This window comes from Rhodoferax sp. AJA081-3, assembly GCF_017798165.1.
Classification (GTDB): domain Bacteria; phylum Pseudomonadota; class Gammaproteobacteria; order Burkholderiales; family Burkholderiaceae_C; genus Allorhodoferax.
In genome coordinates, this window is the sequence record NZ_CP059068.1 from 3,314,291 (window position 1) to 3,337,070 (window position 22,780).

General features: G+C 60.2%; 20 protein-coding genes. 14 read left to right on the forward strand and 6 right to left on the reverse strand.

The window, feature by feature from the left end:
- Positions 1-36 precede the first annotated feature (36 nt).
- Both gap and HZ993_RS15610 read left to right on the forward strand, forming a co-directional pair.
- A complete protein-coding gene (gap, locus tag HZ993_RS15605; protein WP_209393670.1) occupies positions 37-1,035 on the forward strand; it encodes a type I glyceraldehyde-3-phosphate dehydrogenase in 999 nt (332 codons plus the stop codon).
- A gap of 17 nt (positions 1,036-1,052) precedes the next feature.
- A complete protein-coding gene (locus HZ993_RS15610; RefSeq protein WP_209393671.1) occupies positions 1,053-2,954 on the forward strand; it encodes a tetratricopeptide repeat protein in 1,902 nt (633 codons plus the stop codon).
- Between the two features lie 17 nt (positions 2,955-2,971).
- Here HZ993_RS15610 and HZ993_RS15615 read toward each other — a convergent pair whose 3' ends face one another.
- The gene (locus HZ993_RS15615; RefSeq protein ID WP_209393672.1) at positions 2,972-3,562 is read right to left on the reverse strand and encodes a lysophospholipid acyltransferase family protein; all 591 of its coding nucleotides are present in this window, start codon (positions 3,560-3,562) and stop codon (positions 2,972-2,974) included.
- A gap of 118 nt (positions 3,563-3,680) precedes the next feature.
- On the opposite strand from HZ993_RS15615, the gene HZ993_RS15620 reads away from it, so the two are divergent.
- Together HZ993_RS15620 and ypfH are read left to right on the forward strand one after the other, a co-directional pair.
- Positions 3,681-4,088 (forward strand): YchJ family protein, encoded by a 408-nt coding sequence (locus HZ993_RS15620; RefSeq protein ID WP_209393673.1) that lies wholly within the window; start codon positions 3,681-3,683, stop codon positions 4,086-4,088.
- A gap of 14 nt (positions 4,089-4,102) precedes the next feature.
- Positions 4,103-4,786 carry an esterase gene (ypfH, locus tag HZ993_RS15625; protein WP_209393674.1) on the forward strand — a complete coding sequence of 228 codons (684 nt, stop codon included), beginning with the start codon at positions 4,103-4,105 and terminating at the stop codon, positions 4,784-4,786.
- A gap of 7 nt (positions 4,787-4,793) precedes the next feature.
- On the opposite strand, the gene HZ993_RS15630 is transcribed toward ypfH, so the two are convergent.
- A complete protein-coding gene (locus tag HZ993_RS15630) occupies positions 4,794-7,727 on the reverse strand; it encodes a DNA topoisomerase III (protein WP_209393675.1) in 2,934 nt (977 codons plus the stop codon).
- 128 nt (positions 7,728-7,855) lie between these two features.
- Between HZ993_RS15630 and HZ993_RS15635 the strand changes: the two genes are divergently transcribed.
- The 3 genes from HZ993_RS15635 to HZ993_RS15645 are packed head-to-tail and all read left to right on the forward strand — an operon-like array spanning position 7,856 to position 9,844.
- Positions 7,856-8,350, forward strand: a complete 495-nt coding sequence (locus tag HZ993_RS15635) for an SET domain-containing protein (protein WP_245213652.1) — start codon at positions 7,856-7,858, stop codon at positions 8,348-8,350.
- A 17-nt stretch (positions 8,351-8,367) separates the two neighbouring features.
- Positions 8,368-9,180, forward strand: coding sequence for a biotin--[acetyl-CoA-carboxylase] ligase (locus tag HZ993_RS15640; protein WP_209398523.1), 813 nt, complete (start codon positions 8,368-8,370; stop codon positions 9,178-9,180).
- A gap of 4 nt (positions 9,181-9,184) precedes the next feature.
- Entirely contained in the window at positions 9,185-9,844 is a 660-nt protein-coding gene (locus HZ993_RS15645; protein WP_209393676.1) for an SPOR domain-containing protein, read from the forward strand.
- A 264-nt stretch (positions 9,845-10,108) separates the two neighbouring features.
- Here the strand turns inward: HZ993_RS15645 and HZ993_RS15650 are convergent, their stop codons facing one another.
- The 3 genes from HZ993_RS15650 to HZ993_RS15660 all read right to left on the reverse strand — a co-directional run bounded on the left by HZ993_RS15650 (position 10,109) and on the right by HZ993_RS15660 (position 13,013).
- On the reverse strand, positions 10,109-11,548 hold the full coding sequence (locus HZ993_RS15650) for a sensor histidine kinase (protein ID WP_209393677.1): 1,440 nt from the start codon (positions 11,546-11,548) through the stop codon (positions 10,109-10,111).
- A 174-nt stretch (positions 11,549-11,722) separates the two neighbouring features.
- A complete protein-coding gene (locus tag HZ993_RS15655) occupies positions 11,723-12,397 on the reverse strand; it encodes a response regulator transcription factor (protein WP_209393678.1) in 675 nt (224 codons plus the stop codon).
- A 133-nt stretch (positions 12,398-12,530) separates the two neighbouring features.
- On the reverse strand, positions 12,531-13,013 hold the full coding sequence (locus HZ993_RS15660) for a MarR family winged helix-turn-helix transcriptional regulator (protein ID WP_209393679.1): 483 nt from the start codon (positions 13,011-13,013) through the stop codon (positions 12,531-12,533).
- Positions 13,014-13,158: 145 nt separating this feature from the next.
- Here HZ993_RS15660 and recA point away from each other — a divergent pair, with 145 nt between their 5' ends.
- Positions 13,159-14,262 (forward strand): recombinase RecA, encoded by a 1,104-nt coding sequence (gene recA, locus HZ993_RS15665; RefSeq protein WP_209393680.1) that lies wholly within the window; start codon positions 13,159-13,161, stop codon positions 14,260-14,262.
- 69 nt (positions 14,263-14,331) lie between these two features.
- The gene (recX, locus tag HZ993_RS15670) at positions 14,332-14,784 is read left to right on the forward strand and encodes a recombination regulator RecX (protein WP_209393681.1); all 453 of its coding nucleotides are present in this window, start codon (positions 14,332-14,334) and stop codon (positions 14,782-14,784) included.
- Between the two features lie 288 nt (positions 14,785-15,072).
- Here recX and argC read toward each other — a convergent pair whose 3' ends face one another.
- Entirely contained in the window at positions 15,073-16,008 is a 936-nt protein-coding gene (gene argC / locus HZ993_RS15675) for an N-acetyl-gamma-glutamyl-phosphate reductase (protein WP_209393682.1), read from the reverse strand.
- A 184-nt stretch (positions 16,009-16,192) separates the two neighbouring features.
- On the opposite strand from argC, the gene sucC reads away from it, so the two are divergent.
- The 5 genes from sucC (at position 16,193) to HZ993_RS15700 (ending at position 22,759) form a co-directional block, all read left to right on the forward strand.
- A complete protein-coding gene (sucC, locus tag HZ993_RS15680) occupies positions 16,193-17,356 on the forward strand; it encodes an ADP-forming succinate--CoA ligase subunit beta (protein ID WP_209393683.1) in 1,164 nt (387 codons plus the stop codon).
- Between the two features lie 5 nt (positions 17,357-17,361).
- Positions 17,362-18,255 (forward strand): succinate--CoA ligase subunit alpha, encoded by an 894-nt coding sequence (gene sucD, locus HZ993_RS15685; RefSeq protein WP_209393684.1) that lies wholly within the window; start codon positions 17,362-17,364, stop codon positions 18,253-18,255.
- A 116-nt stretch (positions 18,256-18,371) separates the two neighbouring features.
- Positions 18,372-19,070, forward strand: coding sequence for a TerC family protein (locus HZ993_RS15690; RefSeq protein ID WP_209393685.1), 699 nt, complete (start codon positions 18,372-18,374; stop codon positions 19,068-19,070).
- 184 nt (positions 19,071-19,254) lie between these two features.
- Positions 19,255-21,966: a CHASE2 domain-containing serine/threonine-protein kinase gene (locus tag HZ993_RS15695; RefSeq protein ID WP_209393686.1), complete on the forward strand. Its 2,712-nt coding sequence runs from the start codon at positions 19,255-19,257 to the stop codon at positions 21,964-21,966.
- A 7-nt stretch (positions 21,967-21,973) separates the two neighbouring features.
- Positions 21,974-22,759, forward strand: coding sequence for a Stp1/IreP family PP2C-type Ser/Thr phosphatase (locus HZ993_RS15700; RefSeq protein WP_209393687.1), 786 nt, complete (start codon positions 21,974-21,976; stop codon positions 22,757-22,759).
- The last annotated feature ends 21 nt before the right edge of the window (positions 22,760-22,780 follow it).

Sequence of the window (22,780 nt, forward strand, 5' to 3'; positions counted from 1 at the left end):
GTTAGGTTTCCGTTTTTTTATTTACGAAAGAAGCAAATGACTATCAAGATCGGTATCAACGGCTTTGGCCGCATCGGACGCAACGTGTTGCGCTCGGCCCTGCAAAACTTCAGCGACATCGAAGTCGTTGGTATCAACGACCTGCTGGAGCCAGACTATCTGGCCTATATGCTGCAGTACGACTCGGTGCACGGCCGCTTCAAGGGCACCGTCAGCGTGGACGGCAACACCCTGATCATCAACGGCAAGAAGATTCGCCTGACACAAGAGCGTGATCCCGCGGCCCTGAAGTGGAACGAAGTGGGCGCAGACGTGGTCATCGAATCCACCGGCCTGTTCCTGGACAAGGTCACTGCGCAAAAGCACATCGATGCCGGCGCCAAGAAGGTTATCCTGTCGGCTCCCTCCAAGGACGACACCCCCATGTTTGTGTTTGGTGTGAACCACACCACCTACAAGGGTGAGGCCATCATCTCCAACGCATCCTGCACCACCAACTGCCTGGCACCCCTGGCCAAGGTTGTGCACGACAAGTGGGGCATCAAGCGCGGCCTGATGACCACGGTGCACGCAGCCACCGCCACGCAAAAGACCGTCGACGGCCCCAGCAACAAAGACTGGCGCGGCGGCCGCGGCATTCTGGAAAACATCATCCCCTCCAGCACGGGTGCTGCCAAGGCTGTGGGTGTGGTGATTCCTGAGCTGAACAAGAAGCTGACCGGCATGTCCTTCCGCGTGCCCACCAGCGATGTGTCCGTGGTCGATCTGACGTGCGAACTGAACAGCCCCGCCACGCTGGCGGAGATCTGCGCCGAAATGAAGGCCCAGTCCCAAGGTGCGCTCAAGGGTGTGTTGGGCTACACCGAAGACAAGGTCGTCGCCACCGACTTCCGCGGCGAGACATGCACCAGCGTGTTTGACGCCGACGCCAGCATTGCGCTGGACGGTACTTTCGTCAAACTGGTAAGCTGGTACGACAACGAGTGGGGCTACTCCAACAAGTGCCTTGAAATGGTACGCGTTGTCGCCAAGTAAACGACTGACGCCACATAATGTTTGAGTGGTTGCGGTCGTGGCGCCGTGGGGTGCAGTCGCAACCGGCCGGTATCGATCTGGCCGCTCTGCAGCAGCTGGCGGTCCAGATATCGGCCAAAGACAAGGTCCTGGCCCAGGACGCGTTTACGCAGGGCAATCAGTGGCGCGAGCGAAATGACGTAGCCGCTGCCGAGCAGCACTACCGCCAGGCCCTGGCCATCCACCCCGCATTCGCCGAGGCCTACTGCAACCTGGGCAGCCTGATGAAGGACGCGGGCCGCCTGCCCGAGGCGGACCACTGCCTGTCATTGGCCCTACAACTGAAGCCGGATCTGGCACCAGCCTGCTTCAACCTGGCGATGATGCGCATTGACCAGGGACAGTGGCCGGATGCTGCCGATCTGTTGCAGCGCCTTCTGAAGTTTTCGCCCAAACATGCAGAAGCCCAGTATTGGCTGGGCAACGCGCTGACCGGTTCTGGCGATGTTGTCGGCGCCCGCAAGGCCTACCAGGCCGCCGTGCACCTGAACCCGGCCTATGTGCAGGCACGTTGGGGCCATGTGATGGCCCAGTTGCCTGTCATTGCACGAGACGAGGCCGAACAAGCGCTGGCGCCTCAGGCCTTTGCCAGTGAACTGGAGAAACTGAAAACCAAGTTGCTCGGGACGTATGGGGCACACGCGTATCTGGCCGTAGGCGCGCAGCAACCATACTTCCTCGCCTACATCGAGGCGAACCACACCGCAGTGTTGGCGCAGTATGGCGACCTTTGCGCCAGGCTGATGTCCACGTGGGCCGGCAAGGTTGGCGTGCCTCAGCCAGTGGTAGCGCACGCCGGCAAATGCCGCGTGGGCATCGTGTCGGCCCATGTGCACGGCCATTCGGTGTGGCACGCGCTGCTGCGCGGCTGGGTCGAACACCTGGACCCAGCGGTATTCGAATTGCAGATATTCCACACCGGGACCGGGCGCGACGCCGAAACCGAATGGGCCGCGCGCCGGGTCCACACGCTGCACCACGGCCTGGGTCCCTGGACGGCCTGGGCCAAGGCCCTGTCGGACGCGCAATTGGACATCCTCATCTACCCCGAAATCGGCATGGATGCGACCACGGTGCGGCTGTCCGCCTTGCGCCTGGCGCGCGTGCAGTTGGCTGCCTGGGGCCACCCCATGACCACCGGCTTGCCGACGATCGATGGCTATATCAGCGCCGAAGCTTTCGAGCCATCCGCAGCGGCCAGCCATTACCGCGAAGCCCTGTTGCCACTACCGCGCCTGGGTTGCTGCTACAAGGCGTTCGGCACCGCCCCGAGCCACGTGGATTTTGCAGCCTGGGGCATTCAGCCCAGCGACAAGCTTCTACTGTGCCCGGGCACACCGTTCAAATACGCTCCACAGCATGATGCCGTGCTGGTCGAAATCGCCCGCCGCTGCCAGCCTTGCAAACTGGTGTTCTTCGGCAAGGAATCGCAGCCGCTGACCCGCTTGCTGGAACAGCGCCTGCGTGCCGCCTTCCAGGCAGTTGCGCTGGATTTCGACGCTTGCGTCGCCATCGTGCCGTGGCAGCCGCAGGCGGGCTTCTTTGCGTTTCTGGACCGCGCCGACGTGTACTTGGACAGCATCGGCTTCTCCGGCTTCAACACGGTCATGCAGGCCGTGGAGCGCGCGGCCCCTATCGTGGCTTTTGAGGGGGAATTCATGCGTGGCCGTTTTGCCAGCGCCGCCTTGCGCCAGATGGGCATGGACGAATGGGTGGCAACCACCACCGAGCAGTTCATTGCGCTGGTGGTGCGCATGGCTTCGGACGGTGCGGCCAGAGCCCAGGCCAGAAGGCAACTGGCGGACCGCAAGGCTCCACTGTTCGACGACCGAGACACCGTCCGTGCACTGGCCGACCATATGTTGCGCCTGGCCCGTTAGCCAAGGCGTGTTGTAGGCTACCCCGCGTGAAACTGGTCCGCGTTTTTGCCCTTGAAGGGTGCGTAAAAGGCCTTGATGGCCCGCATATCGGCTTCGATGTCTCCCGTGGGCTGGAACACCGGCCCTAGCCCGCTGATCTTGCGCTCGTAGTCCATGTACGCCATCACGATGGGCACCTGGGCACCCACGGCGATGTAATAGAAACCGGTCTTCCAGTAGCGGTTGTGGTTGCGTGTGCCCTCGGGCGGCACGATGAGCTGCAGCGGGCCGTCGGCCGCCTGGATGGCAGCCACTGAAGCGGCCACCAGGTTGTTGGACGTTTCGCGGGTCACCGGTATACCGCCCAGCCACATCATGATTCCTCGGAACGGAAAGCGGAACAGCTGGCGTTTGCCCATCCAGTAGATGTTGAGCCGTAGCGCAAAGGCCACCATCAGCGTGTAGGGCAGGTCCCAGTTGCTGGTGTGTGGCGCGGCGATCAGCACGCTTTTCTGGCCATTGGAGGGCAAGGCGCCCTCCACTTTCCATCCGGTGAGTTTGAGGAAGGCGACGGACAACGCGCGCAGCAGGGTGTTGACAACCGGCGTGTCAAAAATGGTGTGATGCATGACAGGGGGAAAGACGTGGCGGCGGGATGGCGCAGACGGCATGAGGCGCCTGATTTGGCCCAGATTGTCGCTGCTTTACATCCAGGCTTGTCGTACAGTTGGCACCCCTTTGCACCCGATGAGCGATGTTGTTGTGAAAAAAATTGAATGCCCCTGTGGCAGCGGACTGGATCTGGCCGACTGTTGCGGCCAATGGCACAAAGGCCTGGCGGCCGGCGTATTTGCCCCTACGCCCGAAGCCCTGATGCGCTCACGCTACAGCGCCTATGTGCTGGGTCTGATCGACTATTTGATAGCCACCTGGCACCCATCCACGGCGCCGGGTGATCTGGAGCTGCAGCCCATCAAATGGCTGGGGCTGGAGGTGCGCCATGCCGAGGAAAGCGGGGATGCCGGTGTTGTGGAATTTGTGGCCCGCTGCAAGGTTAGCGGCCGCGCCGAACGCATGCACGAGCTGAGTCGTTTTGTGCGCGAACAGGCCCGCTGGTATTACATTGACGGACAATCTCCCGCCGATAACCCGTAGTTGAGCCCTTTGCCATGCCCGATCTGTCCCTCGTCATCCAGGAGCCTGCCGACCCGTCGGCGCAGTTGATTCTGTTGTGCCATGCCGCCGGGGCCGATGCGGCGTCGCTGCTGCCTCTGGGTGAGCGCTTGTGCGAGACCTTTCCCCGTGCCACTATCGTGTCGCTGCAGGCGGATGCACCGGCCGCCACACCCCAGGGTTTTGATTGGTTTTCCACGGATGGTGTAACCGAAGACAACCGCTCCGCACGCGTGGCGCAGGCCTTGCCAGCGTTGCAGACCGCCGTGCGCGACTGGCAGGAACGCAGTGGTGTATCACCTGCTGCCACGGCCTTGATCGGTGTCGCGCAGGGCGCAGAAATGGTGCTGGAGCTGAGCAAGATACATCCCATGCTGGCCAGCCGTGTGGTGTCCATGGGTGGACGTTTCACGACGCTGCCCGAAGACCCGACCGCCGTCACCACCACCCACTTCCTGCACGGAAAACTGGACCAGTTGACGCACTACCGCCACAGCGTGGAAGCCGCCCACCATTTGCGCGATATGGGTTGTGACATCACGGCAGAAGTTGTGCCCTTTGTCGGCCATGAGCTGCACCCGGATCTGATCGAGCAGGCGATCACCAAGCTCAGCACCCATATCGCCCAACATCTGTGGACAGCGGCGCAGGAGGCCGCGCCACCGTCATCCACGCATTGAGCTGTGTTTAGCTGAGGTGCTTGCCGACAATTCCCGCCAGCTCAAACATCGTCACCTGCGGCTTGCCAAACACCAGTAGCAGTTTGGCATCCGCATTGATAGCGCGTTTGTTGGCCGCGTCCTGCAGGCCGTTGGCCTTGATGTAGTCCCACAGCTTCTTGACGACCTCGGTGCGGGCCACCGGGTCGCTGCCAATCACGGCGGCCAACTCGGCGCTGGGCAGCTTGCCGCTGGCAGCTGTGGTCTTGCGCGGGGCTTTGGGCTTGGCGTCTGCCTTGGTCGCAGATTTGGCACCAGCAGCTTTCTTTACAGGGGCTTTTTTGGCTGTAGCCCCCGTCTTTGCTGCTTTAGCTGCTACGATTTTGCTAGCGGCCATCTTGCGCGGCGGGAATTTGCTGGGTGCAAATTCAAAATTCACCTTGCCCGCGTCGGCATCCCAGGCCAGCATCGCCTTGAAGGCGCGGCGGGTGCGCATGGATACAAACTTATCCAGCAGATCGGTCTTGCCGGTCTCCAGCAGTTTGACCATTTGTATGCGCTCGATGGGCTGCTGCAGGATGATCTGGCCGGTTTTGAAGTCGCAGCTGGGCGTGGGCTGGTCGTTGGTGGGTACGGACTTCTCGCAGACGTAGTTCTTGCCGTGCTCAAAAACGGAGCCGCCGCACTTGGGGCATTTGCCCAGCGATTCCTGGCCCGAGAAGTCGATGATCTCGCCGCTCTCTTCGCCCTTCTTATCGTCGCCAAAGTCAAATTCGAGCTTGTAGTTCTTGGTCTCGTCGTCGAACTTGATGACCATCTCGGCCACAAAGGGCCAGCCGGCCTTGGAGCGGAAGCCGTCCAGCGGGCCGATCTTGCGGTCGCGCAAGAACTGCTCCACCTCGGCCACCTCAAAGGTGCGCCCGGCGGGTGACTTGCCGAATGAGAAGCCGCAGCCGTCCTCGGTGCCAGTCTTGCCCGTGCAGGTGTAGCGACGGTAGTTTTCCTTGACGATGCCGCCGCAGTTGGGGCAGGGCGCGGCCAGTGTGGCGTAGTCGCCGGGGATGGTGTCGCGGTCGTATTCCTTGGCTTTCTTGACCATGCGTTCGGTCATGGACGCAATCTCGGCCATGAAGTTCTCGCGGCTCATCTTGCCCTGCTCCATCTGGGCCAGCTTGTATTCCCACTCGCCAGTCAACTCGGCCTTGGTCAGCTCCTGCACATCCAGGCCACGCAACAGTGTCATCAGCTGGAAGGCCTTGGCGGTGGGGATCAGCTCGCGGCCTTCGCGCAGCATGTATTTCTCGGCGATCAAGCCTTCAATGATGCTGGAGCGGGTGGCGGGCGTGCCTAGGCCCTTCTCTTGCATGGCTTCGCGCAGCTCGTCGTCTTCGACCGTCTTGCCGGCGCCTTCCATGGCACCCAGCAGCGTGGCTTCCGAATAACGTGCCGGAGGGCGGGTTTTCAGGCCTTTGGGGTCCACGGTTTCGGTTTGGACCTTTTCGCCGGGTTGCACCGGCACCAGGCTCTGGCCCTTGTCGCCGTCCTTGGCGTCGGCCACTTCGTCAGCGGCTTCCTTGCCGTAAATCGCCAGCCAACCCGGCTTGACCAGCACCTTGCCTTCGGTTTTGAAGTTGTGGCTGGCGGCGGTGGTGATACGGGTCGTGACCTGGTATTCGGCGCTGGGAAAGAAGATTGCCATGAAGCGGCGCACCACCAGGTCATAAATCTTCTGCTCGGCCTCGCTCAGGCCTGAGGGTGCCTGCAGCGTGGGGATGATGGCAAAGTGATCTGATACCTTGGCGTTGTCAAACACACGTTTGGTGGGTTTGACATATGCACCCTTGACCGCCTGGGCCGCAAAGGGTGCCAGGTGTTTCATGCCACTGTCGGCAATCATCTCCAGCGTTTGTTTGACCACGGGCACATAGTCTTCGGGCAGGTTGCGCGAATCGGTACGCGGGTAGGTCAGGGCCTTGTGGCGCTCGTACAGGCTTTGGGCGATGGACAGCGTGGTCTTGGCGGAGTAACCAAACTTGCCGTTGGCCTCGCGCTGCAAAGACGTTAAATCGAACAGCAGGGGCGATGCCTGCGTCGTGGGTTTGCTTTCTTCAGTGACGGTGGCCTGCTGGCCGCGCACGGCGTCGGCAATGGCCTGTGCCTCGCGCTGGGTCCAGACGCGGTCGGCCTTTTTCTCGGCGTCGTCGGCGTCTTTCTTGTGTGCGGGGTTGAACCACTTGGCGGGGTATTCACCGGCTTGGGCGCCAAAGGATGCGTGGATTTCCCAGTAGTCGCGGCTGATGAACTTGCGGATCTGTTCTTCACGCTCCACCACCACCGACAGGGTTGGCGTCTGCACCCGGCCCACCGTGGTCAGGAAGAAACCGCCGTCGCGCGAATTGAACGCCGTCATGGCGCGGGTGCCGTTGATGCCGACCAGCCAGTCGGCCTCAGAGCGGCAGCGGGCCGCATCGGCCAGGGGTTGCATCTGTTTGTCGGTGCGCAGGGCGCCAAAGCCGTCGCGTATGGCCTGGGGCGTCATGGACTGCAGCCACAGGCGGCTGACCGGCTTGCCCAGCGGCTTGGCGCCACCGGCGTATTGTTCGATCAGGCGGAAGATCAACTCCCCTTCGCGGCCCGCATCACAGGCGTTGATGAGTTTGTCCACATCCTTGCGTTTGGCCAGTTTGACGACGGCGTTCAGGCGGGTCTTGGTCTTGTCCACCGGTTTCAGGTCAAAGTGCGGCGGGATCACCGGCAGGTTGGCAAAGCTCCATTTGCCGCGTTTGACGTCAAATTCTTCGGGCGCCTGGATCTCCACCAGGTGGCCCACGGCGCTGGAGACGACATAGGTGTCGCTCTCGAAATATTCGTCGTGTTTCTCGAACTTGCCGGCGGTGGGCGTGAGCGCCCGCACGATGTCTTGGGCGACGGACGGCTTTTCGGCAATAACTAATGTTTTCATCTGACTACAATCCAGTTCTCGCGTGCGCGCAGGCGCACACACACGCAGGCGCACACATGCGCGCCCATACGATCCACCATACCAAATTTTTTGGGTCCCGTTCCTGACGTGCAGAAAAGAGAGCACACGTGAAGACAAAACCAGTGAGCAAGACCATGCCCCAAGGCGACAACCGCCGCATCCAGACCCGGCGCTCCGGTGTACACGGCAAGGGTGTATTCGCATTGCAGGATATCGGTGAGGGTGAAACCATCATCGAATACGTGGGTGAAATCATCACCTGGGCTGAAGCCCAGGCACGCCACCCGCACGATCCCAAGGACCCCAACCACACGTTTTACTTCCACATCGACGAAACGCATGTCATTGACGCCAAGGTCGGCGGCAACTCGTCCCGCTGGATCAACCACTCGTGTGATGGAAACTGCGAAGCCGACGAGGTCGATGGCCGTGTCTTCATCAAGGCGCTGCGCGACATTGCGCCCGGCGAAGAGTTGTTTTACGACTACGGCCTGATCCTGGACGAGCGGTACACCAAGAAGCTCAAGGCCGAACACCCCTGCTGGTGCGGCTCTGCCAATTGCCGCGGTACGCTGCTGGCGCCCAAGCGTGGCCGTCGCTAGGTAGCCGCATGAAGGGCATGGGTGCAACGACGGTCCAGTGGCAGGCAGAAGCCATCTGGGAGGCGGTGTCTCCGTCGCTGCCGGCGTTTTCGGTAGAAATCCTGCCCGAGATAGATTCGACCAACACCGAGCTGATGCGCCGTGCCCGTGCCGGCCAACTGGAGCCCGTGCTGCTGGTGGCCGAGCGCCAGAGCGCCGGGCGCGGGCGCCTGGGGCGTTCCTGGGCCAGTGGTGGGGATGTTGGTGCACAGACTGGCGGTGCCCTGCCCTCCTTGACGTTTTCTCTGGGCCTGCCGCTGGCGCCTGTGGACTGGTCTGGCCTGTCCCTGGCGGTGGGTTTGTCGGTTGTGGAAAGACTGCACCCCGATTTGAAGCTCAAATGGCCCAACGATGTGTGGCTGCAAGACCGCAAACTGGCCGGCATCCTGATCGAAACCGCCAGTGTGGGCGAGCTGCGGTATGCCGTGATAGGTGTGGGCATCAACATCCTGCCACGCGACGGCCAGGGGCTGAGCACCGTGCCAGCGGCCCTGTCGGAGTTGCTGCCCGGTACCGATGCACCGGCCGCCCTGGCCCGCGTGGCTGCCCCTCTGGTACTGGCCGTTCGGCAGTTTGAGACCCAGGGGTTTGCTCCGCTGCGCACGGCCTTCCATGCGCGGGACCTGCTGTATGGCCGCGAGGTGGTGTGCAGCGATGGGGTTGGTGGCATGGCCCGCGGTGTGGATGCTGCCGGTGCGCTGCTGCTGCATACGCAGGATGGGTTGAAAAAAATCACCAGTGCGGAGGTCAGTGTGCGCCCGGTGCCACACCCACCCGCCAACCAGCCCTGAAGCCATGTTGCGATTGTTTGTGTTGACACTGATCCTGGCCAACGGCCTCTACTTTGCGTGGAGCGAAGGGTATCTGCGGGCCTATGGCTTTGCCCCGGCACAGCAGCGCGAGCCCCAGCGCATGGACCAGCAGATCCGGCCAGAGGCAATCCAGATGTTGACGTCGGTCGAAGCCAAACGGGTCGATGCCCAGGCCCAGGCCGACCAGGCGCCCAAGGAATGCCTGTTGGCCGAACCGTTTGACGACGCCCAGGCCGCCACCCTGCGCCAGGCGCTGGAAACGACCCTGGCGCCCGGTAGCTGGCAGATCGACACGGTCGCGGTGTCGGCGCGCTGGATTGTGTACATGGGCAAGTTCGCCAATGCCGAGCAAGTGACCAAAAAGAAGGGCGAACTGGCGGCGATGCGCTTGGTCCCCCAAAGCCTGAACAACCCGGACCTGGAGCTGGGGCTGTCGCTGGGCGGTTTTGACACCCAGGCCGAGGCGACGGCCGAACTGGCCAAACTGTCATTGCGCGGCATACGCACCGCCAAAGTGGTCCAGGAGCGCCAGGAAGGCAACCAGAACCAACTCCGGCTGCCGGCGGTCACAACGGAGATCCGCAGTCGGCTGGCCGACCTCAAAACGGCCCTGGCCGGCCGTGTGTTGCGCAGTTGTAGCTAGGGCCTGTACACACTATTTTTGCAAGATGCGTTGCGGATCAAAAAGGCTATGCGCAAGGCGCGAAACGCAGCCGGGGTTGGTCCCCGGCAAGGGTTCGCAACGCCGCGCATAGCCTTTTTGGCCGCAACCCGAAGGGAATGGGGTGAAAACAGCGCCACTCGTCGTTGCACTCCTAGCCCAGACGGCCAGTCTGGGCGTTGTCGCGCGCCTAGATTGGCACTGTTTTCATCCCATTCGCACTTGCAAAAATAGTGTGTACAGGCCCTAGACCACGGGTTCGAAACGCACCGTAAAGCAGGTGCCGGGTGGTGTCTGGCCCGGGCGGCTGTCTTCCACGGTCACACTGGCGTGGTGCTGGCGGGCAATCTCCAGCACGATGGGCAGCCCAAGGCCCGATCCGTCCGCCTCGGTTCCAAGCACGCGGTAAAAGGGTTGGAACACCAACTCCCGCTCCGCCGCCGGTATGCCAGGCCCCGAGTCTTCCACCTGCAACACCAGTACCTTGCTGAACGGGTCTTTGAGCACCCGGGCAGTGATCACGCCGGGCCGGGATGCGTTGGAGGGTGTGTAGTTGATGGCGTTGTCCATCAGGTTGCGCACCATTTCCTTGAGCAGCGTGGGGTTGCCCGACAGGGTGACGTCGGCGTCATCGGGCTCGGCACCTTCGTAGCCCACGTCGATGTGTTTGTCCATGGCGCGGGGCACACAGTCGCGTATCACATCCATGGTCAGGCGCACCAGGTTGCAGTTTTGTTTGCTCATGGCGGTGCCACTGCTTTCGGCGCGGGCAAGGGCCAGCAGCTGGTTGACGGTGTGGGTGGCCCGGATGCTGGAGCGGCCGATCTGGCGCAGCGACTGTTTCAGGTCTTCGGCATTGGCATCTTCGCGCTGGGCCAGGTCGGCCTGCATGCGCAGACCGGCCAGCGGCGTTTTCAATTGGTGGGCGGCGTCGGCCAGAAAACGCTTTTGTGTGGCCACCGAATCCTTCAACCGCATCAGCAGGTCGTTGACGGACGACACCAGGGGCGCCACCTCCAGCGGCACCGCTTCGCCATCCAGCGGGCTCAGGTCGTCCGGTCTGCGGGCGCGGATGCGTTCTTCCAGGTGGTTGAGGGGTTTGATGGCTTGCACCAGCGCCAGCCAGACCAGCAGCACCGCCAGCGGCAAAATCACAAACTGCGGCAGCATCACACCCTTGACAATTTCGGTGGCCAGCACCGAACGTTTGTCCATGGTCTCGGCCACCTGCACCAGGGCCGGTTTGCCGCCCGGCACATCCAGCTTGACCCAGGTGTAGGCGATCTTGATGTCGGTACCGCGAAACTCGGCGTCGCGCATGCGCACTTCGCCGGGGATGGGTTTTTCGTCCTCCGGCGGCAGGGGCAGGGCTTTTTCGCCGCTCAGGTATTCACCCGCGGTGCCCAGCACCTGGTAATACACGGTGTCGTTGTCGTCGGCGCGCAGCAGTTCGCGCGCGGGCAGGGGCAGTACAAACTGCGCCGTGTTCTGGTTGTTGAGCGTGACCAGCTGTGCCAGCGCACCCACGTTGTACTCCAGCGCCCGGTCGAAGGGCTTGCCGGCAATGCCCTGGGCCACCAGCCAGGTCAGCACCAGGCTGACCGGCCACAGCAGCAGCAGCGGCGTCAGCATCCAGTCCAGAATTTCTCCGAACAGGCTGCGTTGCTCGCGCTGGAAGATTTTCACGCAGCAGGCCTTCTACGCAAAGGCATATGACGAAATTGGCCTCTAGCCCCCGTGAAATAAGCCTGAATAGCTCCTAAAACCATAGCAAATGAAATTTCCCGCAGGGCCGCCCCAAGGGGAATTGGCTCCCTCGGGGGGCAGCGACCCGCGCTGCGGCGGAGCATGGGGGTCATGTCAGGGGGCGATTTTCTCAAGGCAGTAACCCAGGCCACGCACGGTCGCAATACGGATCGGGCCTTTTTCGATCTTCTTGCGCAGGCGGTGGATGTAGACCTCAATCGCGTTGTTGCTGACCTCTTCGCCCCATTCACACAGGCGCTCCACCAACTGGTCTTTGCTGACCAGCCGCCCGGCGCGTTGCAACAGCACTTCCAGCAGCCCCAGCTCGCGGGCCGACAGTTCCACCATCTTGCCGTCGATGGTGGCCACGCGTCCGGCCTGGTCGTAGGTCAGCGGGCCGTGTTTGATGGTGCTGCTGGTGGCACCTGCGCCGCGGCGCACCAGGGCACGCACGCGGGCTTCCAGCTCCTGCAGGCTGAAGGGTTTGGCCATGTAGTCGTCGGCACCATAGTCCAGGCCCTTGACACGTTCGTCCACGGCGTCAGCGGCGGTGAGTATCAGCACCGGCAGGGAGGAGCCACGCCCGCGCAGCTTCTTGAGCACCTCCAGGCCATGCATCTTGGGCAGGCCCAGGTCCAAAATCAGCAGGTCGAATTCGGTGTTGGTCATCAACGCGGCGTCGGCCTCGGTGCCGCTGGCTACGTGGTCCACCGCCGCACCGGCACCACGCAGGGCCCGCAGCAGGCCGTCGGCCAGCACCTGGTCGTCTTCGGCAATCAGTATCCGCATGTCTGCTCCTCATTGTTTTTTTGCATTCTAGGCCTGCGCCCAAGCGCAACCCGCCGCCGGGCCGCCCCAAGGCGGGTTCGCCCCCTCGGGGGGCAGCGACCCGCGAAGCGGTGGAGCGTGGGGGCGGACATGGCTACTGACCGCTGTAGGCCTCCAGCCCGATGGCCAGCACGGTGGCCACCTCTTCACCCACAGCCTGGCGCAATTCGAGCTCGGCCTGTTCCACCGCTTCGCGGTAGGCCTGCAGCCAGGCCAGGCCCACTTCGGTAAAGCGCAGCTGCTGGGCCCGCGCATCCAGTGGGTCCGGCGTGCGGGTGACCATGCCCCAGGCCTCGCACTGGTTCACCAGGGTGCCCATGGCCTGCTTGCTCATGCCTGCGCTCTTGGCCAGGTCGGTCAAGCGCGAGCCTTCGGTGGCGAGATGGCGGGTGATGTGGATGTGGGCGGCGCCCACCTGCCCGCGCGTGACCAGGTTGGCCAGGCCCAGCGGCACCCCGGGGTGGTGGGCCATCAGCGCCAGCACGCGGGCATCAAAGCGCTCCAAAGCCAGGCGCAACCAATGGCCCATATGGGCCTGGCGCCAGGCACCGGGGTCAGAAACTGGCCATTCCGTCATGGCTTAAATGGTAATGCAAACTGACTAAAAAACAAGTTTGCGGATTTCAATGCACACCGTTAAACTACTGTTCAAGCATCCAGGCTGTAATTAAAACCACAGATTGAAATGCGCCCCAACATTGTTTTTCTCAAGGAGATTTCCCATGGACGCACCAGTCAAGAACCCCAACAACACGAATGGCGCCAACGCTGAAAAAGCCAAGGCCCTGCAGGTGGCCCTGGCCCAGATTGAAAAGCAGTTCGGCAAGGGCACCATCATGCGCCTGGGTGAAGGCGAGGTGATCGAAGACATCCAGGTCGTCTCCACCGGTTCGTTGGGGCTGGACATTGCACTGGGCGTGGGCGGCCTGCCCCGCGGCCGTGTGGTCGAAATCTACGGACCAGAGTCCTCCGGCAAAACCACGCTGACCCTGCAAGTGATCGCCGAAATGCAAAAACAAGGCGGCCAATGCGCCTTTGTGGATGCCGAACACGCGCTGGACATCCAGTACGCACAAAAGCTGGGCGTCAACCTGCAAGACCTGCTGATCAGCCAGCCCGACACGGGCGAACAGGCCCTGGAAATTGTGGACAGCCTGGTGCGCTCCGGCGCGGTGGACCTGATCGTGGTTGACTCGGTGGCGGCCCTGACCCCCAAGGCCGAGCTGGAAGGCGAAATGGGCGATTCCCTGCCCGGCCTGCAAGCCCGCTTGATGAGCCAGGCGCTGCGCAAGCTGACCGCCCACATCAAGAAGACCAACTGCATGGTCATCTTCATCAACCAGATCCGCATGAAGATTGGTGTAATGTTTGGCAGCCCCGAGACCACCACCGGCGGCAATGCACTGAAGTTTTACGCCTCTGTGCGCCTGGACATCCGCCGCACCGGCACCATCAAGAAGGGTGACGAGGCCATTGGCAACGAGACCAAGGTCAAGGTGGTCAAGAACAAGGTCAGCCCCCCGTTCAAGACGGCGGAGTTCGACATCCTGTTTGGCGAAGGCATCAGCCGCCATGGTGAAATCATCGACATGGGGGTGACGGCCAACATCCTGGAAAAGTCCGGTGCTTGGTACGCCTACAAGGGTGAAAAGATCGGCCAAGGCCGTGACAATGCCCGTGAATTCCTGCGCGAAAACGCTGCGTTGTCGGTGGAGATCGAAAACAAGGTGCGCGAATCGCTGGGCATCCCCCTGCTGCCAGTGGTGGCCGCAGAGCCGGAAGTCAAGGCCAAGGCTTCAAGCAAAAAGACCGAACAGCCCGCGTAAAACATACCTAAGTAGCTACCAAAACAATAGCATTTGTTTGGGTGGCTGCTGCTCCGTTTGCGTCCTGTCATGGCACTACCACCACCATCCCTCAAAGGCCGGGCGCTGCGCCTGCTCAGCGGCCGGGAGCATTCCCGGGCCGAACTGGAGCGCAGGCTGGCGCAGTTTGAGGAAGAGCCGGGGGCCCTGGCCAAGGCACTGGACGAGTTGCAGGCCAAGGGTTTTATCAACGAGCAGCGCGTGGTGGAATCGGTGCTGAACCGCCGTTCCGCCAAACTGGGTACGGCGCGTATTCGGCAGGAGCTGCAAGGCAAGGGCCTGGCGCCCGAGGCCGTGTTGGATGCGGTAGAGCAGTTGCGTGCTACCGAGGTGGATCGGGCGCGCGAGGTTTGGCGCAAGAAATTTGGTGAGCCCGCGGCAGATGCTGCAGAGCGCGGCAAACAGATGCGCTTTTTGGCCAGCCGTGGGTTTGGCGGGGATGCTATTCGCAAGGTGGTGTCGGGCGGTGGTGACGACGATTAGATTACTTCGTTCGCCCGCTGATGGCGCGGGCTATGGGTTTTGCTCCGTGTCCCCCGCCCGCTGCGCGGGCTCCTCCTTAACCTGCGCAAAACCCATAGCCCGCGCCACCAGCTAGAGAGCGGTTGCCATTTCCGAGTCAGTCTGAGACTTCGGAGCGCCCCAAAACCGGAGGCCCGTCAGGGCGGCGCGTTTTGCGCAGGTTAAGGAGGAGCGCCCAAAGGGCGCGGGGGACACGGAGCAAAACGCGTCGCCCTGACGGGCCGCAGCGAGCTGAAAAGACAGCAGCTCTTAAAGCCCCAACATCAACTTGATGTTCTGCACGGCAGCACCCGAAGCACCCTTGCCCAGGTTATCCAACCGCGCAACCAGCACCGCGTGCGCAAAACCATCAGCCTTGGCATCGTTGGCAAACACCCGCAGCTCCATCTTGTTGGTGTCGTTCAAGGCCACGGCATCCAGTTTTTGGGTGTCGGAAGTTTCTTCCACTGACACCCACTCGCTGCCTTCATAGTGCTTTTGCAGCGCCGTGTGCAAATCCTGCGCGGAAGGATTGCCGGGCAAGGTATCCAGGTGCAGTGGCAACTGCACCAGCATGCCCTGCTTGAAATTGCCCACCGACGGGACAAACAAGGGCCTGCGGGTTAAACCCGTGTAACGCATGATTTCGGGAATGTGTTTGTGCTTCAGCCCCAGACCGTACAACTCCATGGGCGGCGCGTTACCGGCTTCATAGGCTTCGATCATGGTCCTGCCTCCACCGGAATAACCGCTGATAGAAGGCAGGCAGACGGGAAAGTCGGCGGGGATCAAACCTGCATCCACCAGCGGACGAATCAACGCAATCGCACCCGTGGCGTAACAGCCAGGGTTGGCCACCCGGCGGGCCTGAACCACGGCTTCGCGCTGGGTGGATGTCAATTCTGGGAACCCGTAGACCCAGCCTGTTGCCGTGCGGTGCGCAGTGGACGCGTCCACGATACGGGGCCCGGGCCGCCCGGTTCTGCGCGCAATCGCATCCACCATGGCAACCGATTCCACCGCGGCATCGTCATGCAGGCACAGCACCACCAGGTCCGCCTGTGCCATCAGGGCCTGCTTGGCAATAGCGTCTTTGCGCAGTGCGGGGTCGATCCGCATGATCTCCACGCCGGGGGTGGTTTGCAGCCGTTCCCGGATCAACAGGCCGGTGGTGCCGGCTTCGCCATCAATAAAAATTTTTTTCATAGGATTTGCGGGTCCAACAGGTTCCACAGAGGGAGCCGGATCAGGGCCAAACGGGTGCCGTCAGGCAAGCATAAGTTTGGTGCGTTGCAACATGATACATTTCAGAGTTGATGTGTCCAGTGCCAATTTGGAGCATAAAAATGCTTCAAGTTGGTGAAAATTGTCCAGCTCCCAAAGAGACGTCATGAAAATCCACGAATACCAAGGCAAAGAAATTTTGCGCCAATTCGGTGTGCCGGTGCCCCGCGGCATCCCCGCCTTCACAGTACAAGAGGCGGTGGAAGCCGCTCAAAAGCTTGGGGGCCCGGTCTGGGTCGTCAAGGCACAAATCCACGCCGGTGGGCGCGGCAAGGGTGGTGGCGTCAAGGTCGCCAAGACCATTGATGACGTCAAACGCCTGGCCGGAGACATTCTGGGCATGCAGCTCAAGACGCACCAAACTGGCCCAGAAGGCCAAAAGGTCCGCCGCCTCTACATCGAAGACGGCGCCGACATCAACAAAGAGTATTACGTGTCCATCGTGACCGACCGCGCCACCCAAAAGCTGGCGTTCATCGCGTCCAGCGAAGGCGGTATGGATATTGAGGAAGTGGCGCACGCCACGCCCGAGAAGATCATCACCGAGTTCATCGACCCGCTGACTGGTCTCTCCGCCGAGCAGGCCAAGAAAATTTCCGATGCCATCGGTATGCCATCGGATTCCACAGCCCAGGCCGTGGACATCTTCCAGAAGCTCTACAAGTGCTACATGGACACCGACGCGTCCCTGGTGGAAATCAACCCGTTGAACCGCGACAGCAAGGGCAACGTGATGGCGCTGGACGCCAAGTTCAACTTTGATGCCAACGCGCTGTTCCGCCACCCCGAAATCGTGGCCTACCGCGATCTGGATGAAGAAGATCCAGCTGAAGTGGAAGCGTCCAAGTTCGACCTGGCCTACATCAGCCTGGACGGCAATATCGGCTGCCTGGTGAACGGTGCCGGCCTGGCCATGGCCACCATGGATACCATCAAGCTGTTTGGCGCAGAACCTGCCAACTTCCTGGACGTGGGCGGCGGTGCCACCCCCGAGAAGGTGACCGAAGCCTTCAAGATCATGCTGAAGAACACCAAGGTCAAGGCCATTCTGGTCAACATCTTTGGCGGCATCATGAAGTGCGACACCATTGCCACGGGCGTGATCACCGCTTGCAAGGCAGTCAATTTGTCCGTGCCATTGGTGGTGCGCATGAAGGGTACGAATGAAGAATTGGGCAAGCAGATGCTGAAAGACAGCGGCCTGCCCATCATCTCGGTGGACACCATGGCAGAGGCTGCACAGGCAGCGGTTAAAGCGGTAAAGGGTTAATCATCATGTCGATCTTCATCAACAAAGACACCAAGGTCATTACCCAAGGTATTACCGGCAAGACCGGTCAATTCCACACCGAAAAGTGCCAGGAATACGCGAACGGCAAAAACTGTTTCGTGGCCGGCGTGAATCCCAAGAAGGCTGGCGAGTCCATCTTCAACATCCCCATTTACGCCTCCGTCAAAGAGGCAGCGTCCAACACCGGCGCTACCGTGTCCGTGATCTACGTGCCACCAGCCGGTGCTGCGGCTGCGATCTGGGAAGCGGTTGAAGCCGATCTGGACTTGGCGATTTGTATTACCGAAGGCATTCCCGTCAAGGACATGCTGGAAGTGCGCAACCGTATGAAGGCCAAGGAAGCCGCTGGCGGCAAGAAGACCCTGCTGCTGGGTCCTAACTGCCCTGGTTTGATCACGCCGGATGAAATCAAGATCGGCATCATGCCCGGTCACATCCACCGCAAGGGCCGTATTGGTGTAGTTAGCCGCTCCGGTACGCTGACGTACGAAGCGGTTGCACAACTGACTGAAATCGGTCTGGGTCAGTCCAGTGCGGTTGGTATTGGTGGCGACCCCATCAACGGCTTGAAGCACATCGACGTGATGAAGGCGTTTAACGACGATCCCGATACCGACGCCGTCATCATGATTGGCGAAATCGGCGGACCCGACGAAGCCGAAGCCGCCCGCTGGTGCAAACTGAATATGAAGAAACCCATCGTGGGCTTCATCGCTGGCGTAACGGCGCCTCCCGGTAAGCGTATGGGCCATGCTGGCGCCCTGATCTCTGGTGGTGCCGATACAGCTGATGCCAAGCTAGCCGTGATGGAAGAGTGCGGTTTCACCGTGACCCGCAACCCCTCTGAAATGGCGAAGCTGCTCAAGGCACTGCTGTAGTTGAAGATGCGGCTGGCGCCGACAGGCGCTTGACAGTCTCACGCGTTAAGATGCACAAGGTCGGATTACCCTGAGGGTGATCCGGCCTTTTTCATTCAAGCAACAGGAAGCACACTGTGGAAGAATTTCTAAGCGCACCATTCTGGCTGGCAGTTGGGCAGATCATCATGATCGACATTCTGCTGGGCGGGGACAACGCCGTCGTGATTGCCCTGGCCTGTCGCCAACTGCCGCCGAACCTTCGGACCAAGGGCATTCTGTGGGGTACTGCAGGGGCCATTGTTCTCCGTGTGGTCTTGATTGCATTCGCTCTGACCCTGTTGGCGATTCCATTCCTGAAACTGGTTGGTGCAGTCCTGTTGCTGTGGATCGGTGTAAAACTGCTCGCGCCGGGTGACGAAGACGCCCACTCCAATATCCAGGGTAGCGACAAGTTGTGGGCTGCCGTCAAAACCGTGATCGTCGCGGACCTGGTCATGAGCATAGACAACGTGATTGCTATTGCGGGTGCTGCTACCGGAGCAGGTGGTAATCACCAGTTGAGCCTGGTCATCTTCGGTCTTCTGGTGAGTATTCCCATCATCATTTGGGGTAGCCAGCTGGTGTTGAAGATCATGGACCGCTTTCCCATCATCATCACGGTCGGCGGCATGTTGTTGGGCTGGATCGCAGGGACCATGGCCCATAGTGACCCCGCAGTGGTGGCCTACATACCGCAAAACCAGATGTGGAATTACGGACTAGGCCTGGCCGGAGCGATTGCGGTCTACTTGCTTGGTATGTTGAGCAAGCGCAGGGCGTCCCCGCAACACTGAGGACCCCTGCAAAACCGCCCGTCGCAGAAACACGCCGTTTGTCAAAAAACCACAAAAATCCCTGAGTAACACCCTTTACGGTTCAGAAAACGTCTGCTAACGTGTCTGCTTGGCTCGATCGGTTGGTCGGGAGCGTCGGTGGCCCCTGCGGACCATCGGCTTCATACAGGATTAGGGCTGGCACGTGGCGAAATCTTCTTCATCGAAATCGGGCGCATTCTGGAAGGCCGATTGGTTTGCTGGTGTAGCGGTGGTGGTCGCCGTCATTGTGCTCAACCTGGCAACCGATTTCATCGGAACCCTGGAGCGCCGTTTTTACGACTTTGCCAGCACCAGTACCTCTCGCCAGCCGTCGGACCGCATCGCCGTTATCGCCATCGATGACCAAAGCATTGCCAATCTGGGGCGCTGGCCCTGGTCCCGTGACATCCATGCCAAGTTGATAGACCAGTTGGCGGCGGCCAAGGCCAAAACCATTGTCCACACCGTTTTCTTCTCTGAACCGCAGGTTGACCCTGGTTTGGTATTCATCCGCAAGATGAAAGCGGCATTGGGTGCATCACCCGAAGCTGCGGCTGCAAATGAGCAGTTGAACGCGTTGATTGCCGAAGCCGAGACAGCGCTGGATACTGATGCTATTTTGACCGCCAGTATCAAGAATGCTGGCAATGTGCTGTTGCCTTCCTTTTTCGCTTTGGGTGAGCAGCAGGGAAAGCCGGACACAGCACTGCCTGACTTCGCGTTGAAAAGCTCGCTGGATGATCCTACAAATTTTTCCATATCAGCCGTTCGTGCGCAGGAACCCATTGATTCCCTCGGGAATGTTGCCGCTGGTGTGGGGCACTTGAACCAAACGTCGGATCCGGTGGACGGTGCGATACGCCAAGAAGCCTTGCTGGTCAATTTCTATGGAAAAGCTGTGCCTTCGTTGGCTCTGCTTGGCGCTGCCAAGAGTCTGAATTTGTCAGTTGCAGATATCCGTTTGAATCCAGGACAGGCAGTGCAAATTGGGAAACTGCGGGTAAGCACGGATGAGATTGCTCAAATGAGGCCGCAGTTTTACAAAGGAAAAGATGGCAGGTCAGCATTCGCGGTTGACTCGTTTTACGACGTGTTGTCCGGGAAGATTCCTGCAACTAAGTATGCTGGCAAGATTGTGATCATTGGCGCCACTGCGACTGGAGTTGGGACACAGTTCGCCGTGCCTGGAAATCCGGCGCTGTCTCCTGCGGAGTCCATTGCGCACATCACATCCAGCATTCTCCAGGAACACTTCATCGTTCAGCCCGAGTGGAGTACCTTGGCAGTAGCAGGCTTGTTTTTGCTCGTTGCTGCTTATGTGATTGCTGTATTGCCGCGACTTTCTGCCGGTATGGCGGCCACTGCGACATCGGTGTTGTTTGTTTCCTTGCTTGCACTGGAGTTCGGTTTGTTGTCAGCCTCGGCCACTTGGTTGGGATTGGTGTTCCCGGCTACCTTGCTGATTTTGGGGCACCTGGCGTTGACGACCAAACGCTTCCTGATCACCGAAGCGGGCAAAGTGCAGGCGGACGAAGAGTCGGCCGAGACCAACCGCATGATGGGCCTCGCATTGCAGGGTCAGGGTCAATTGGATATGGCGTTTGACCGCTTCCGCCGCGTACCCATGAACGAAGCCGTCATGGGCAATTTGTACAGCCTGGCCATGGACTTTGAGCGCAAGCGCCAGTTCAACAAGGCGGAGGCCGTTTACGAGCATATGGCGGCCTTTGACAAGGGCTACAAAGATATCAAGGCCAAACTCAACCGTGCCAAGAACCTGTCTGAAACCGTCATGTTGGGTGGTGCGGGCGGGCACCCCGGTGGCACCATGTTGCTGGATGGCGGCGCTGTTGAAAAGCCCATGTTAGGTCGCTACCAGGTTGAGAAAGAATTGGGCAAAGGTGCCATGGGCGTGGTCTATCTGGGCAAAGACCCCAAAATCGGACGTGTGGTTGCGATCAAGACCATGGCATTGAGCCAAGAGTTTGCTGGCGACGAGCTGGTGGATGCCCGAGAGCGTTTTTTCCGCGAGGCGGAAACGGCGGGTCGCTTACAGCACCAAAACATCGTGACCATTTTCGATGCGGGCGAGGAACATGACTTGGCTTACATCGCGATGGAGTTCCTCAAGGGCAAGGACCTGGCGGACCATTGCAAGGGAGACCATTTGTTGCCGGTTCCCGTTGTGTTGAGCATCGTCGCGCGTGTTGCGGAGGCATTGGCCTATGCACACAAGCAAAACGTGGTGCACCGCGATATCAAGCCTGCCAACATCATGTATGAAATACAAAGCGATACCGTCAAGGTGACCGACTTTGGTATTGCGCGTATTACCGATTCCAGTAAAACCAAAACCGGGCTCGTATTGGGAACACCAAGCTTCATGTCGCCGGAGCAGTTGGCGGGCAAAAAAGTGGATGGTCGTTCGGACCTGTATTCTTTGGGCGTGATGCTGTTCCAGATGCTGGCGGGGGTGTTACCATTTCGGGGCGACTCAATGTCAGAGTTGATGTACAAAATTGCCAATGAGGAAGCGCCTGATATTCGAATCATTCGTTCTGAGTTGCCCCAAAATTTGGCAGACGTGGTTGCCTTGTCTTTGAGTAAGAGACCCGAAACACGTTACCAGACAGGAGACCAGTTTGCCGTGGACTTGCGTAGTGTCATAAGCCAGATGTCGGGATCGACGCCCGTCGCCCCTGTCGCGCAGACCTCGGCAGCGCAGTCGCCAAACGAAAAAACGGTGGCGTTTGCCGCGACCGTGCCTGCTGGAAGTGGTAACAAGGTAGATTTCATGGCAACCGTTCCCGCGTCTGCAGCGGACTATGAAAAAACAGCCGTCCAACGGGTTAACAAGCCTGGCGAAGCGAATTAAGCACCCCATGAATTACCACTTTTGTGCAAAAACAGATCCGGGGCGAGCCCGAGACAACAACGAAGACTCGGTGGTGTACGACGAGGCGTCCCTGACCACGGTTTTGGCTGACGGCATGGGCGGGTACAACGCCGGGGAAATTGCCAGTGGCATGGCTACGGCCTTCATCAAATCGGAGTTGAGCCGCTGGTTGATTGAAGCGGGAAGTGGCATCAAGGCGAAGGAAGTGCGCCGTGCCATGGAGATTTGTGTCGACAACGCCAACCGTTCCATCTTCAACTCGGCAAACTCTAATGCGAACTACGCGGGCATGGGCACCACGTTGGTGGTTGGCGTGTTCAGGGATGACCGGTTGGTGTTGGGGCACATTGGTGACTCCCGTTGCTACCGCTTGCGGGCTGGGTTGCTGGAGCAAATCACCAAAGACCATTCCCTCTTGCAAGAGCAGATGGACGCCGGACTTATTACAGCTGAACAGGCTGCGACTTCGTCTATCAAGAATTTGGTCACCCGTGCACTGGGTGTGGATGAGTCGGTGTTGCTGGAAGTCAACGAGCACCAGGTGCAAGTCGGTGATTTGTACCTGATGTGTTCGGATGGTCTGTCCGACATGATCGACGACGACGCGATTCATAATATTGTCACTTCCGAAATGACGCTTGAACAAAAGGCATCTCAGCTGATTGATCTGGCCAACGAAAATGGTGGTCGGGACAATATTTCGGTGCTGTTGGTTGAAGTGCATGAGGCGCCGGAAAAGCGCGGTTTAATCGCCCGTTGGCTGGGGAAGTAAGATGCAGCAGCGTTTTTCAGA